General features: G+C 38.8%; 15 protein-coding genes. 9 read left to right on the forward strand and 6 right to left on the reverse strand.

Annotation, left to right across the window (positions count from 1 at the left end; genetic code table 11):
- The first annotated feature begins 6 nt into the window (after positions 1 to 6).
- The 5 genes from nadX to ACSR9O_RS06845 are packed head-to-tail and all read left to right on the forward strand — an operon-like array spanning position 7 to position 4,495.
- Entirely contained in the window at positions 7 to 792 is a 786-nt protein-coding gene (nadX, locus tag ACSR9O_RS06825) for an aspartate dehydrogenase (protein ID WP_491724178.1), read from the forward strand.
- 38 nt (positions 793 to 830) lie between these two features.
- Positions 831 to 2,132, forward strand: coding sequence for an aromatic ring-hydroxylating oxygenase subunit alpha (locus tag ACSR9O_RS06830; protein ID WP_491724179.1), 1,302 nt, complete (start codon positions 831 to 833; stop codon positions 2,130 to 2,132).
- Positions 2,133 to 2,154: 22 nt separating this feature from the next.
- Positions 2,155 to 2,664, forward strand: a complete 510-nt coding sequence (locus tag ACSR9O_RS06835) for an aromatic-ring-hydroxylating dioxygenase subunit beta (protein WP_076371322.1) — start codon at positions 2,155 to 2,157, stop codon at positions 2,662 to 2,664.
- A 42-nt stretch (positions 2,665 to 2,706) separates the two neighbouring features.
- On the forward strand, positions 2,707 to 3,495 hold the full coding sequence (locus ACSR9O_RS06840) for an SDR family NAD(P)-dependent oxidoreductase (RefSeq protein WP_230176370.1): 789 nt from the start codon (positions 2,707 to 2,709) through the stop codon (positions 3,493 to 3,495).
- 40 nt (positions 3,496 to 3,535) lie between these two features.
- Positions 3,536 to 4,495, forward strand: coding sequence for a VOC family protein (locus ACSR9O_RS06845; RefSeq protein WP_491724180.1), 960 nt, complete (start codon positions 3,536 to 3,538; stop codon positions 4,493 to 4,495).
- Positions 4,496 to 4,774: 279 nt separating this feature from the next.
- Here ACSR9O_RS06845 and ACSR9O_RS06850 read toward each other — a convergent pair whose 3' ends face one another.
- The 3 genes from ACSR9O_RS06850 to ACSR9O_RS06860 are packed head-to-tail and all read right to left on the reverse strand — an operon-like array spanning position 4,775 to position 5,399.
- Positions 4,775 to 5,233, reverse strand: coding sequence for a GntR family transcriptional regulator (locus ACSR9O_RS06850; RefSeq protein WP_402942985.1), 459 nt, complete (start codon positions 5,231 to 5,233; stop codon positions 4,775 to 4,777).
- Complete coding sequence (locus ACSR9O_RS06855; RefSeq protein ID WP_290370100.1) at positions 5,194 to 5,316, reverse strand: hypothetical protein; 123 nt, start codon at positions 5,314 to 5,316, stop codon at positions 5,194 to 5,196. Before ACSR9O_RS06855 ends, ACSR9O_RS06850 begins: the two co-directional genes overlap by 40 nt.
- A complete protein-coding gene (locus ACSR9O_RS06860; RefSeq protein ID WP_157830966.1) occupies positions 5,289 to 5,399 on the reverse strand; it encodes a GntR family transcriptional regulator in 111 nt (36 codons plus the stop codon). The genes ACSR9O_RS06855 and ACSR9O_RS06860 overlap by 28 nt, the downstream gene beginning before the upstream one ends.
- Positions 5,400 to 5,993: 594 nt before the next feature.
- On the opposite strand from ACSR9O_RS06860, the gene cuyA reads away from it, so the two are divergent.
- A complete protein-coding gene (gene cuyA / locus ACSR9O_RS06865) occupies positions 5,994 to 6,989 on the forward strand; it encodes a D-cysteate sulfo-lyase (RefSeq protein WP_101221941.1) in 996 nt (331 codons plus the stop codon).
- Between the two features lie 158 nt (positions 6,990 to 7,147).
- On the opposite strand, the gene ACSR9O_RS06870 is transcribed toward cuyA, so the two are convergent.
- Positions 7,148 to 7,456 carry an amidohydrolase family protein gene (locus tag ACSR9O_RS06870; protein ID WP_491724181.1) on the reverse strand — a complete coding sequence of 103 codons (309 nt, stop codon included), beginning with the start codon at positions 7,454 to 7,456 and terminating at the stop codon, positions 7,148 to 7,150.
- Between the two features lie 321 nt (positions 7,457 to 7,777).
- Here ACSR9O_RS06870 and ACSR9O_RS06875 point away from each other — a divergent pair, with 321 nt between their 5' ends.
- Both ACSR9O_RS06875 and sigH read left to right on the forward strand, forming a co-directional pair.
- Positions 7,778 to 8,281, forward strand: coding sequence for a DinB family protein (locus ACSR9O_RS06875; RefSeq protein ID WP_413017389.1), 504 nt, complete (start codon positions 7,778 to 7,780; stop codon positions 8,279 to 8,281).
- 629 nt (positions 8,282 to 8,910) lie between these two features.
- Complete coding sequence (sigH, locus tag ACSR9O_RS06880) at positions 8,911 to 9,558, forward strand: RNA polymerase sporulation sigma factor SigH (protein ID WP_491724182.1); 648 nt, start codon at positions 8,911 to 8,913, stop codon at positions 9,556 to 9,558.
- Between the two features lie 245 nt (positions 9,559 to 9,803).
- Here the strand turns inward: sigH and ACSR9O_RS06885 are convergent, their stop codons facing one another.
- Positions 9,804 to 10,118 carry an iron-sulfur cluster biosynthesis family protein gene (locus ACSR9O_RS06885; protein WP_491724183.1) on the reverse strand — a complete coding sequence of 105 codons (315 nt, stop codon included), beginning with the start codon at positions 10,116 to 10,118 and terminating at the stop codon, positions 9,804 to 9,806.
- A 310-nt stretch (positions 10,119 to 10,428) separates the two neighbouring features.
- Positions 10,429 to 11,337, reverse strand: coding sequence for a LysR family transcriptional regulator (locus ACSR9O_RS06890; RefSeq protein ID WP_101221955.1), 909 nt, complete (start codon positions 11,335 to 11,337; stop codon positions 10,429 to 10,431).
- Positions 11,338 to 11,661: 324 nt separating this feature from the next.
- On the opposite strand from ACSR9O_RS06890, the gene ACSR9O_RS06895 reads away from it, so the two are divergent.
- Positions 11,662 to 13,476: an assimilatory sulfite reductase (NADPH) flavoprotein subunit gene (locus ACSR9O_RS06895; protein WP_101221956.1), complete on the forward strand. Its 1,815-nt coding sequence runs from the start codon at positions 11,662 to 11,664 to the stop codon at positions 13,474 to 13,476.
- Positions 13,477 to 13,488 lie beyond the last annotated feature (12 nt).

Consider the following 13,488-nt stretch of genomic DNA (forward strand, 5'->3'; position numbering starts at 1 on the left):
AACTACATGAAGTTAGGTTTAATAGGGTGCGGTAATATCGGAAAATTTCTGCTTCAGGCCATTAATAACGACGGGCTTCTTCCAGGTGGGAGAATCGTTGCGATTTATGCCCGCCGTGAAGAAATTGCCTCACAACTAGCAGAAGAATTCAGGACACAGTCATATGGTGATGTCGACGAACTTCTTGAATCCGATGTAGATTTAATCATAGAGGCTGCAACGATTGAAGCAGCTGAAGAGTATGCATTGAAAGTGCTTAAAAGCGGGAAGGATCTCTTGCTAAGCAGCATTGGCGTTATGGCGAATTCTGCCTTTGAAGAACAATCAAACCAGATTTGTAAATTGAATAACGTGAATATTCTCCTTCCGTCTGGTGCGATTGGAGGTCTCGATTTACTTAAATCGGCAAAAGCGGTGAATGGCCTTGAATCTGTTTGCATCACCACAAGAAAACCGCCAAACGCATTGCCCGCAGGGTCTTCAGTGACAGAAGAAACGTTATTATTTGAAGGATCTGCTGCAGAAGCGATAAAACAGTTTCCGAGAAACATTAATGTTGCGATTGTGCTGTCTATGGCTGGTCTTGGATCAGAAAAGACGAAAGTGAAAATCATTGCCGATCCAAATGTGTTAAAAAACAATCACCTGATAGAAGCGTCAGGTTCGTTCGGGAAACTGAAACTGGAAGTGGAAAATGATCCGATGCCTAATAATCCGAAAACGAGTTATCTAGCGGCATTAAGTGTTTTGGCGACTCTGCAAAATAAGGAAAAGAGCGTTCAAATCGGGTAATGCATTATGATGTAAAGCTTGGAAGGGAGAGAAAAAGTATGCTTAAAACTGAAAAATCCTTAGAAGAAATGTCGAAACAGCAAGTTGTTAACTATTTGAACGAAACGGTTAAACCAGAGGAAGGCGTTATACCTGCATACCTCCTTGGAGACCCAAAAGTTTATGATATAGAACATGAAAAAGTGTTTTTGAAAACATGGGTTTTTATCGGTCATGAATCTGAAGTACCGAACAAAGGAGACTTCATGACCCGTGAACTTGCTGGCTACTCGCTCATCATAACTCGTGATGCTGAAGGGGAAATCAGGGCGTTTTATAATATGTGCACCCATCGCGGAATGAAACTATGCCGTGCAGATAAAGGGAACAAGTCATTATTTACGTGCCCTTACCATGGGTTTAATTTTAAAAACACTGGTGAGCTCGTAGGAGTGCCATTACAAAAAGACATATATGGGGGGAACCTTGACCGCTCGGAAATGGGACTCCACAAAGTGAAGCTTGAATCCTATAAAGGTCTTTTATTTGGAACTTGGAATGAAAATGCAGAGCCACTTGAAGAGTTTCTTGGAGACATTAAATGGTATTTGGATATCCTTGTAGGACGTGCAGAAATGGAAGTGATCGGGGTCCCGCAAAGATTCGTTGTTAATTCCAACTGGAAAGTTGGTTCCGATAACTTTGTTGGTGATTCCTATCATACGATGGTCACACACGGATCCATTGCAAAACTGGGCATGGTGCCCAATGCTACCTATTCAAAGCGCGGTTTTCAAATCCATACGGATAACGGGCATGGACTAAACTTAGGGACACCTAATCCTGACTTCGCTTTCCCGGAAGAATTGAAAGATGAATTTAAAACTAATTTGTCTGAAGAACAATATGGAGTGTTATCAAACTTAAAGAATATGATTGGGAATGTCTTCCCTAACTTATCATTTTTAATATCCCATACAAAAATCAAAGACCAATTCATCTCCAACACTTCAATAAGGATGTGGCGGCCAATCGGTCACAATAAAATGGAAGTGATCGCTTGGATGCTCGTGGAAAAGAACGCCTCCCAAGATTGGAAAGATAGATCAAGAGATTCATTTATCTTGACTTTTAGTCCATCCGGTATTTTTGAACAGGATGATACGGAAGTTTTTACGGATATTACTGAAGCAGCCCAAGGCCCAATGCCTTTCCTAAAGAATCTAACCTACAATTATACAATGGGTCTTCATCGTGAACCAGTTGATTTTATAGGACCTGGTGTTGCATACGATGATAAATTCACTGAAGCGAGCCAAAGGAATTTTTACAAATACTGGCTTGAATTGATGACGAAATGATAAGTGGGAGGGGGGAACGGAAATGAATGTGGAGAAAATGTTGCTCAAATGTGAATTTGAACAGTGGCTGTATGATGAAGCTCAATTATTGGATGATATTGAATTTGATGATTGGTTCGATTTAATGCACTCGAGCTTACGCTATCAAATGCCTGTACGTGTTAATAAAGAAGGGGTGGAACGCCCGGATTATTCAACGGAAATGTTTACATTTAATGATGATATTGAGCTGCTGAAACTGCGAGTGGATCGTTTGAAAACGGATTATGCATGGGCGGAAATACCGCCATCAAGAACACGGCGTTTTGTCTCAAATGTACGCGTTAAAGACTATGTTGAAGGTGAAAAGGCAGTCGTCAAGAGCTATCTGCTTATCTATCGGAGCCGCAGCACGGATATTCAGCATGATTTGATTTCAGGGGAACGAAATGATGAATTCATTTTCGAAGAAGGTAAATGGAAACTTTCAAAACGGATATTCATTGTTGATCAATCAACGATAAATACCAGAAATCTTGCTATCTTCGTATAATATTGACTTGAATAAAAAGAGATAACAAGGAGGCTGGTTACAATGGCAATGGCGTTAAAGGATAAAGTAGTGTTGATTACTGGAGGCAATTCAGGTATAGGAGAGGCTGTCACTAGACGTTTTATACAAGAAGGGGCAAAAGTCAGCATTATCGGACGCTCGATAGAAACGCTAAATAAAATGAAAGAGGAATTTGGTGAAGAAATCCTCATTAACCAAGGTGATGTAAGTAAATATGAAGACAATGAGAGGGCTGTTCAGGCCACTGTCAAGCAATTTGGAAAGCTGGATGTTTTCGTTGCCAATGCAGGAGTCTTTGATGGATTTGCAAAATTTGCCGACGTAACGCCAGATGCACTTTCAGAAGCATTTGATTTTCTGATCGATATTAACGTTAAAGGATCTTTCTTTGGTGCTAAAGCCGCTCTTAAAGAACTGCAAAAATCGAATGGCAATATTATTTTCACCGTATCCGGTGCTAGTTTCTATCCGGATGGCGGCGGGGTTTGGTACACAGCAAGCAAGCATGCCCAAATAGGGCTGATGCGCCAACTTGCTTTTGAACTTGCTCCTGACATAAGGGTGAATGCTGTAGCGCCTGGTGGCACTCTGACAGCATTATCGGTCATTCCTCCCCTACGTCCATTCGTTAAAATCGTGGATAATGAAACGAAGGCCAATAGCATTAAAAAAAGAAACCCTCTTCAGCTTGCACAGATGCCCGAAGATCATGTAGCTGCTTATGTCCTGTTAGCATCTGACGCTGCTCGTGCCATCACCGGCGAAGTCATCTCCAGTGATGGAGGATTGTCAGTTCGCGGATTAGGTTGAGTTCATAACAAAATAAACTACCGGAAGAAGGTTTATAGGTATGGCTGAATCACTATTGGGCAATAGGATTATTAATCAACTCGCATTTGTTGTAAATGATATTGATGCTGCTAATCTAGCTTTCACAAGATTGCTGGGCATTAAGAAGGCAGAACCGTTTCTAACTGGTGACAGTTCTGTTTCGAAAGTCACCTTTAGAGGTGTACCAACGGAATCACAATCCAAACTGGCTTTTCTGAATACACCAACCGTCCAATTTGAACTAATAGAACCCGATAAAAATCCAGGAACGATGCGTGAGTTCCTGGATGAAGTAGGTGAAGGGATTCACCATATTGCTTTTGATGTAGACTCTATCCAAAAAAGGCTGCCAATCATGGAGAAAAGTGGATACCCAGCTTTGCAAACGGGAGAATTCACTTCAAGTGACGGCCGATATGTATATGTGGATACAATAAATGATCACAAAACGTTAATTGAAATGCTTGAAAGTTCGGAGCCGAGAGAAACGGAATGGGAAAGACCAGAAGATGCTAGCGTTCAGCCGCTATTAGGGACTAACAAAGTGGAACAGATTGCGTTAGTTGTAAAAGACCTCGATGCGGCTGCAGAAGCATATTGTAAGTTGTTGGGGATTGAAAAACCTCAAATCATCCATTCTGGTTCAACGGATATTACAAACGTGATTTACAAAGGGAAGCCCACTGAAGGTAAGTCAAAATATATGTTCATCGATACGCCGTTAATTCAAATTGAATTAATCGAGCCGGGTGAATCACCCAGTACGTGGAAAGACCATCTTGAAACATATGGTGAGGGTGTTCACCATATCTCTTTTGTCGTTAAAGACATGGAGGCTAAAATGAAGATGTTAGAAGAAATGGGCTATCCGGTCATACAGACAGGTAACTTTTTTAACGGAAAAGGTCGATATGCCTATATGGATACAACATCGACATATAAAGTCATTATTGAATTGCTAGAACGTTTTGATGAGTAAACATTTACCAATTGATCATCAAAAGGTGTTCTGGATGCAATTGTCTGGGCATTTGGAACTTACATAATTTAAAATAATGAACTCCGCAGGTCATTAAATCAAACCCTAGCAATTTTTCCACCTAATCAGCTGATTAACTTACTAGTAGTGAAAACGTAAAAAGTATACAAGGCAATGGGCAGGAAGGGGACTTCAACCATGGCCTTGTACGGTTGGAATAAAAGTGAAAAATTTAACAACAAATGGGGAAATGAAAAATAATTCATAATATTAATATTATTAAAAAACACAAAAAGGAACCCATTTATTAAATTTTATTGTGATACAGGCTTTATGTAATCTAGGTAATATCATTTGGATATGGATCGTATTGACCTTTATTGCTTTTTCTGCATCTTTGTCACGAATGGCATGGATTACCTGTAAGTGCTCGTTGTTTCGTTCCTCATACCAAGATTTATCAACCATTGTAACATCTTCATTACGGGCGGATAAAAAGGAAATTCGAAAAGAAAGCCATAATGAATCCGTAGTCCTTTGGAGAAAGTTATTTCTCGAGTAAGAATATAATAAGCGGTGAAATTCAATGTTCGCACGGCTTGCCGCTATTCGTTCATTACTATTAATTGCCTGTTGCAGTTTATCCGTTGCCCATTCCAGTTTTTTAAATTCCTCTTCCGTAATTCCTTCACAAGCTTTTATATCGAATAGTTTTCGAGCATTTTCCTGAATTCCAATTCCTGCTGTAAAAGTTCAATATCCACATTGGATATGACCATCCCTATACCAGGTTTCACCTGAAGCAAATTTTCCTGTTCCAATTCCTCAAAGCTTCACGAACCGGTGTACGGCTACAATTGAATTGCTGGGCGATATCATCTTCCGTTAAACGGTCTCCAGGCAAAAATATCCCTTCAATGATCGCATTTTTGATAACAAAAAATATTGCTCCCTTAAGGGCTTAGAAGAATAATGTTCTATTTGATCTGTAATAAATTGATAGTGATTGGTTTCCATGGTGCTCCTTTCTAAAATCCAATTATATACAAGTGTATTTATTTTATCTTAAACCGATTTAAGTCATTTCAATGCTTCATACTTTTGATTATTTATACAATTCAATTGGATGGATGAAACTATTATTGCTAAAGACTCTCACAAGGCTATCTTTACATATTGGCAGGGGATAAAATTCATGGAATCCCCATCCATGCTGAAATTGGGGAACTGCTGATACTTTTGGGGAACCAAGGGTGTCATAAAGTAAGAGGAAGCTCACAGTTGTTTTATTATCATCGGTTTATATTGGTAACATTGCCGTGATGAATGATGTATATGGGGATTCTTTTTACAGATAACCATACAAGAGGTGAGATTCATGTTGCTCGATTACATAAAGATGCTATGATTGAAATCGAAGCTTATACTAAAGAAAAGAATACATCAGATTGATATTTTCTTTAATATACTACATAGAGGATACAGGAGGAGTTTTAAAATGAATTTAGCACAATTTCCTAGAAAGCGATATACACCGACATATACACCAATTGAGAAATTAGGTCATTTTTCTGAGGTTCTTGGGGGACCATCCATTTACGTTAAACGAGATGATATGCTTGGTTTGACGGCTGGGGGAAATAAAACAAGAAAACTGGAATTCCTTGTTGCCGATGCATTGGAAAAAGGTGCGGATACGTTGATTACATGTGGAGGAATTCAGTCAAATCATTGCCGCTTGACACTGGCTGCTGCGGTTAAAGAGAAAATGAAATGCATCCTTGTTTTGGAAGAGGGACTTTCAAAAAATTCAGAGCCGGATTTTAACGGTAACTATTTTCTCTATCATTTATTGGGGGCTGAACAAATTATAGTTGTACCTAATGGAGCGGACTTAATGCAAGAAATGCAGAAAGTGGCTAAAGAGGTAACAGAGAAAGGACACCGACCTTACATCATTCCGGTTGGGGGATCCAATGTCATTGGTGCAACCGGATATGTTGCATGTGCTCAGGAGATCTTGGCACAGTCCTTTGAGCAAGGAATTGATTTGAAAGCAGTTATTTGTGTAAGCGGCAGTGGGGGGATGCATGCTGGCTTGGTGGCAGGATTTCATGGAAATCAAAGTGGAGTATCAGTAATTGGAATAAACGTAAGCAGAGGAAAAGCGGAACAAGAAGAGAAAGTTTTTCAGCTTGTTAAAGAAACTTTAACACATATCGGCATTCCAAATTCAATTCCTCGTGAAGCTGTTACATGTTTTGATGAGTATGTCGGGCCGGGTTATGCTTTGCCTACACCTGAAATGGTGGAAGCAGTCAAGCTCATGGCAAGAACAGAAGGGATATTGCTGGATCCGGTATATACGGGTAAAGCGGCAGCGGGACTCATAGATTTAATACAAAAAGGCACATTTAAGCCGGAGGATAACATCTTATTTGTTCACTCTGGTGGTGCTTCATCTTTATATGCCAATACTTCTCTATTTAATTGAAGTACTGATCATGCAGGAGGCTTAATCTCACATTTTTCAATAAAGTAGGCATGGTTATTAAGCGAAAAACATATGTCTAACGCATTGGCAGCGGATAGACAATTGTCCATGGTCAAAAGAGGATTCTACAGTTGTAGAATCCTCTTTTAATGACTATTTTACTTATCGATTAAAGTCGTCGAATGACCAAAAACAACTTTTCCATCAACGATCGTTAGCTGTACCTTTGTATTAGGGATTTCCTCTGCCAGTACTTCAAAGAGATTTCGTTCTAATACTATGATATCAGCAAGTTTGCCTACTTCTAATGTACCCAGCTCCTCATCTCTAAAAGAACCATAAGCGGATCCGGCTGTATAAGCTTTCAATGCTTCGGACAGTGTGATGCACTCATGTGGATGCCATACCGTTTCACCGCTGCTGTCGATTCTCGTTACTGCACGACCTATACTAAGCTTATTTTGCATGGCTTTATCTCCTAACCAACACTGAATTTATAATATATTAATAACATAATTACCCACTATTATTAAGTAGTGATTCTTGTTGTGTATAGCTGGTAGTAGGAAGATTTGTACCACGTCCATAAAATTGCAGTCACAAACTTACCGTCCAGTATTCGATTTAAACTTGGTTATCCATTTAAATATAAAGTCAATGGACGTTCAAAAAGACTGAAAGTTTAATCTCAAAATAAAATGATTAATAAGGAATTTGTAATGAGGGAACGTATGTTTTATAATGTGCTTTGAGAAAGTAATTATCTAACGGAATAGGGGAGGTATTATATGTATAGTACAATTTCGGATTTTATTAAAGAATGGAATAAAGAAGCCATACTGACTCAGAATGTTTTGGATAGTTTGACAGATGATTCATTAGAACAACAAGTGTATCCCGAAGGTCGCACTTTAGGAAGAATTGCGTGGCATTTCACTACGAATATTCCAGATTATCTAGATCATTTCGGGTTAAAGATAGACCGGATAGAAAGTTCGGAAAACGTCCCTTCTTCAGCACAGGAAATTGCTATCACTTTTAAAAATGTAAGTTCTCACGCAGCCAAAATAATTGAACAACAATGGACGGACGCATCCCTAGAGCAAATACAAGAAGCGTTTGGTAGACAGGAAACAAATGCTTCCATCCTTATGGGGCTAATCAAGCATATTGTTCATCATCGCGGACAAGTTACGGTTCTGATGCGTCAAGCAGGAATAAAACCTTATGGGGTATATGGACCGCCAAAAGAAGATTGGATTCATCTAGGTGTGGAGAGTCCACCACTTTAATAACTTATGCATGCTTAAGTAATGACCTTAACTAACGGGGCCATTAGCGAATAATTAAATCCCAGTTTCAATTTTATAACCGAGTTAAATAATATGTTAAAGCATCCTTTGAAGGGTGCTTTCTTATTTTGTCAAGAAGGGTTTAAATAAAACCTGCTAATTAGAGAAGATGTTTTAAATGGCATTTTCCTTTTTTTAATTAAAGCTATTGAAGTAAATGTAAAAGTAAAAGGTGGAATGGGTTCCAGTCTTTCCCTTTGAATAGGCTATGTTAAACCATTATTGCAGAATAGTTCTTTAGTAGTATTATTTATAATTATGCTATATTAAGCTTCCATATCCTGAACCCCACCGTAATTGCCACAACCATCGGCACAACTATATCCGTCAATGATAAGGAGTTAAACAAAACGACTATAATGACGAGATCTTTACCAAATCAATTAAAGCTGACTGAAAGTGTATAGATATAGTGCAGGACTTATAAATATCAGTATTTTGTTGAAAAATGTCGTTATTTGCGAATATCATTATCGTCATTTCTGAGATATTATTATATTGAATTAACACATTGAAGTGATAATGCAACTTTTATGTCGGGGCTCAATTAAGTGAGTGGGGGAAAATAAATGAGTGTAATCATCGAGAAGAAACGAGTGGAAAACTATACTCATATGGAAGATGTAATGTTGGTTGGGAAAATCCATAATGGTGATGAAGATGCACTGGACTTTTTAATTAAAAAATACAGATGTGTCGTTCAATCAAATGCTTTGAAGTATTTTTTAACGGGTGGAGATAAGGAAGACGTCTATCAGGAAGGGATGATTGGACTATATAAGGCCATTCGGGACTACAAGAATTGCAAAAAGTCATCTTTCAGATCATTTGCGGAACTGTGTATTACAAGACAAATCATAACGGCTGTTAAAGCGGCTATTTGCCAAAAGCATTCTCCCTTAAATAATTATGTTTCATTGTATAAGCCTAATCAAGGGGAGTCGGAACAGTGCCTAATTGATCTAATCCCTGAAAAGAGACAAAATGACCCAGTCACGATCTTAATTAAATCAGAAGAAATTTGCGATATTGAGCTAATTTTAACAAAAGTCCTTAGTGAGTTGGAAACTAGTGTTGTGGACTTGTACCTGGAAGGAAAAACTTATTTTGAAATATCAAAGGAATTGAATGTTCCAAAAAAGACGATCGATAATGCACTTCAGCGGGTAAAAAGGAAGTTGGAGCGGTACTTCGAGTCCAGGAGGTTGGAAGCATAATAACTATAATTCTTTGAATTTTCATTCATTATTATTTGCAAAACTTCGAAACGATTCAGTAATAAAAAATAGAATGGATAAAAACAATAGTTAAATGCATTCATTCCTGGTAATGGGGCTATTAGTGCAGTGCTATCCTATGAGAAAATAAAAATCCCTCTAGGTAAATGCCGATGATAAATTCCCTGAGTATAAACACAAAAAAGCCCAACTGAAACAGAAGGGCTTTTTACTATATTCATTTTTTAATCCACTCTATTCAACTGTAGATTGTATCTCAATGTTTCTTCGTCTGAATATAATTTGTATCCAAGTCCATCACTGTAGTTAAGAAAGACTTTATCTGGAAGATGCTTTTTAGACTCACTTGATATTAAGATGGGGACCCCATTAATTATGAATCTCTCATCATCTTCTTTCTTATTATCAATTTTCAATTCGTGTTCCACATAAATCGAACAGCTTCCAATATAAATGGCTTCGATACGAACACCTTCATTCTCTTTATAATCCACTTTTAATAGTTGCTCAATCGCTGCTTCTTTAATCTCAATATTCATTAAACCCGCTCCCATACAAAAATTGATATTATTTTTATCTATACAAGGAAAACAAAAATCAATCGATGAAGAATCCTCTAGTTATTCCTATACCCAATTGTTTATAAGTTAATGTGTATAAGAAAGACAAGTTGGGATTTACTCAGACTTCTTAATTAAGTATATTTCCTTAACGTAGGCAAACCTCGGCTTTATTGTCGAAATTTACTTAATGCAACTTTTCCCCGTTTTGGTTACATAAGCAACCTGTTAAACAGCGTGCTCCCGGATTTCCCAGTCTGTAACTTTATAACAGCAATCTTCGCAAAGATCATCCTATCGGCTTTGCTTTCATGGGCCATTTTTTGTTTAATTCAGTTATAAAAGTCTTGACATTCTTTTTATCTTCCATAATTGGGGAATAGACGTACGAAAGTGTCCTGTTAAAAGATTCATTTTTTACCTGAATAATAGAAAGGATTTTATTTTGTACATCCCTTTCAATTACACTTCGGGAAAGCAGAGCCAGCCCTGCGCCGTTTTTTATAAGTGTTTCTTTAATTCCTTGATTACTGCTTATCGTGAGTATCGATTTAATTTTCAATCCGTTTGATCGTATGACGTGATTAAGGTATTCACGAGTACCAGATCCAACTTCCCTGGTTACCCATGCTTGGTCATGTAAATCAGTAATCTCCACTTCTTCTTTATTAGAGAGTACATGATTGTTAGAAGACACAATGAATAGCTCGTCTTGCATGAATGGGTGGACAGAAAGCTCTTTTTCATTAGTTTGACCCTCGATTAAGCCAATATCCACTTTGTATAGCCGAACGGCTTGAACGATTTCTTCAGTGTTTCCAATTACGACTTGAAGTTCGAGTTCAGGGTAGTCCTCTTGAAGGTCGATGAGTAAAGAAGGAAGGATATACTCTCCTATTGTAAAACTTGCCCCTATCTTTAATTCGCCCTTGATGGAACTATCGTGTTCCTGAATGTCTTGTCTGGTCTGTTCATAGATTGTGATCATTTGCTTGGCCCGGTCGTAAAGAATTTCTCCCGTCAAGGTGACTTTTAGGAATTTAGGAGAACGGAGAAATAATTTCGTTTGGAACTCTTCCTCCAATTTTTTTATATGTAAACTTACACTTGGTTGGGACATAAGAAGCATTTCTGCTGTTTTTGTAAAATTCTTGACCTCTACAAGGGTCACGAATGTTTTTAGAGCATCATAGTACATAGAAATTTCCCCTTATTATTAATATTCTTAATAGTTACAATAAATTATATATATTTTACTAATGATGTGACTTCCAGTAAAGTTTTAATGAGAAACTTATTTTAGGAAGAGTATAGGCTGAGGAAGACTATTGTCCTTTATAACCTTATTTTTTATTTGTTGCGAGCTATGAACCTATATGACTATTTTTTTTGCAGTTAAAACCGACTTGGTCTATAGGAGTAAACGAGTTAATTAATTTATGGATATAAAAATGATCAAACCCACTCGTTATACATAATAGTCAACTAAGATAAGTTAATATCCCTTTGTGAGGTGGAAATCGTGCAACTTCAGGTAAGTAACAGTCCCTTTAATCAAGAGCAGGCAGAGCTCCTTAACAGCCTACTGCCAAGCTTGACAGAAACACAAAAAATTTGGTTGAGCGGTTATCTGACTGCATCTTTGTCAGTTTCGAATATCAGTTCAGCCGTCGCCCCGGTACTGGAAGCTCAAAGCGGCGGGAAGACAATATCAAAAGAGGTGACCATCCTTTTTGGTTCACAGACGGGTAATGCTCAAGGGCTGGCAGAAAAGGCGGCGAGTAAGCTTGAGGGTAATGGCTTTCAGGTTACCATTTCATCCATGAGTGACTTTAAAGTCAACAATTTGAAAAAAGTCAAAAATCTTCTGATTGCCGTTAGCACGCATGGAGAAGGTGATCCTCCGGATAATACATTGTCCTTCCATGAGTACCTTCATGGCAGGAGGGCACCAAGCCTTGAAGGTCTCCGCTTTTCGGTATTGGCGCTAGGAGACAGCTCATACGAGTTTTTCTGTGAAACGGGAAAACAATTCGATAAACGCTTGGAGGAACTTGGCGGGACACGTTTATTTCCGAGAATGGACTGTGACCTTGATTATGATGAGCCTGCTAGCGAATGGCTGGATGGAGTACTTTCTAGTTTAAGTGAAGGGGAAGTCAGTTCAATTGCTGCTGTTCCCGCATCGAAAGCCTCAGTAAGTGAACAAACGTATTCGAGAACAAATCCGTTTAAAGCGGAAGTGTTGGAAAATATAAATTTGAACGGCCGTGGCTCCAATAAAGAGACACATCATCTTGAGTTATCTCTTGAGGGCTCAGGTCTTACATTCGAACCTGGTGACAGCCTTGGTGTTTATCCGAAAAATGATTCGGATTTAGTGGATATGCTTCTTACGGAACTCAATTGGGACCCTGAAGAAACCGTGAAGGTCAATAAGCAGGGAGACCTTCGACAGCTTAGGGAATCGCTCATCTCCGATTTTGAAATTACGGTTTTGACAAAATCGCTCATTGAACAAGCGGCACAGCTTTCAGGTAACGAGGATTTAAAGGAGCTTTTAGAGCCTGGTAATGAAGAAAGGTTAAAAGAATATCGTGAAGGCCGTGATTTGCTTGATTTTGTCCGTGATTTTGGCGCATGGGGCGAATCGGCGCAAGAGTTCGTATCGATACTCCGGAAAATGCCTGCCCGTCTATATTCGATTGCGAATAGCTTATCCGCATATCCGGATGAAGTGCATTTGACAATCGGAGCTGTCCGGTATGAAAGTCACGGACGGGAAAGAAACGGTGTCTGCTCCATTTTATGTGCGGACAGATTACAGCCAGGGGACACGCTGCCCGTTTACATTCAGCATAACCAGAACTTCAAGCAGCCGGAGAACCCAGACACTCCAATTATCATGGTTGGACCGGGAACGGGCATTGCTCCGTTCAGATCCTTTATCCAGGATCGCGAAGAAGCTGAAGCGACAGGAAAAACGTGGCTCTTTTACGGCGATCAGCATTTCGTGACGGATTTCCTTTATCAGACTGAATGGCAAAAGTGGTTGAAAACAGGTGTACTTACGAAAATGGATGTTGCCTTTTCACGAGATACTGATGAAAAAGTGTATGTTCAAAACCGGATGCGCGAGCACAGCGGGGAATTATACGAATGGCTTCAAGAAGGTGCAGCTGTATACATTTGCGGTGACGAGAAAAACATGGCACATGATGTGCATAATACGCTTATTGAGATCATTGAAAAAGAAGGCAATATGAGCCATGCCGATGCGAAGGCTTATCTTGAAGAAATGCAACAGAATAAACGCTATCAACGTGATGTGTACTGAAATTTGAATGAA

This window comes from Peribacillus sp. B65, from assembly GCF_058513295.1.

Excerpts from the sequence above, each read along its gene's own strand:
- ACSR9O_RS06830 (WP_491724179.1), top strand. The coding sequence starts at position 831 with ATGCTTAAAACTGAAAAATCCTTAGAAGAAATGTCGAAACAGCAAGTT.
- ACSR9O_RS06875 (WP_413017389.1), top strand. The coding sequence starts at position 7,778 with ATGTATAGTACAATTTCGGATTTTATTAAAGAATGGAATAAAGAAGCC.
- cuyA (WP_101221941.1), top strand. The coding sequence starts at position 5,994 with ATGAATTTAGCACAATTTCCTAGAAAGCGATATACACCGACATATACA.
- ACSR9O_RS06840 (WP_230176370.1), top strand. The coding sequence starts at position 2,707 with ATGGCAATGGCGTTAAAGGATAAAGTAGTGTTGATTACTGGAGGCAAT.
- ACSR9O_RS06870 (WP_491724181.1), bottom strand. The coding sequence starts at position 7,456 with ATGCAAAATAAGCTTAGTATAGGTCGTGCAGTAACGAGAATCGACAGC.
- ACSR9O_RS06890 (WP_101221955.1), bottom strand. The coding sequence starts at position 11,337 with ATGTACTATGATGCTCTAAAAACATTCGTGACCCTTGTAGAGGTCAAG.
- ACSR9O_RS06845 (WP_491724180.1), top strand. The coding sequence starts at position 3,536 with ATGGCTGAATCACTATTGGGCAATAGGATTATTAATCAACTCGCATTT.
- ACSR9O_RS06835 (WP_076371322.1), top strand. The coding sequence starts at position 2,155 with ATGAATGTGGAGAAAATGTTGCTCAAATGTGAATTTGAACAGTGGCTG.
- ACSR9O_RS06885 (WP_491724183.1), bottom strand. The coding sequence starts at position 10,118 with ATGAATATTGAGATTAAAGAAGCAGCGATTGAGCAACTATTAAAAGTG.
- nadX (WP_491724178.1), top strand. The coding sequence starts at position 7 with ATGAAGTTAGGTTTAATAGGGTGCGGTAATATCGGAAAATTTCTGCTT.
- sigH (WP_491724182.1), top strand. The coding sequence starts at position 8,911 with ATGAGTGTAATCATCGAGAAGAAACGAGTGGAAAACTATACTCATATG.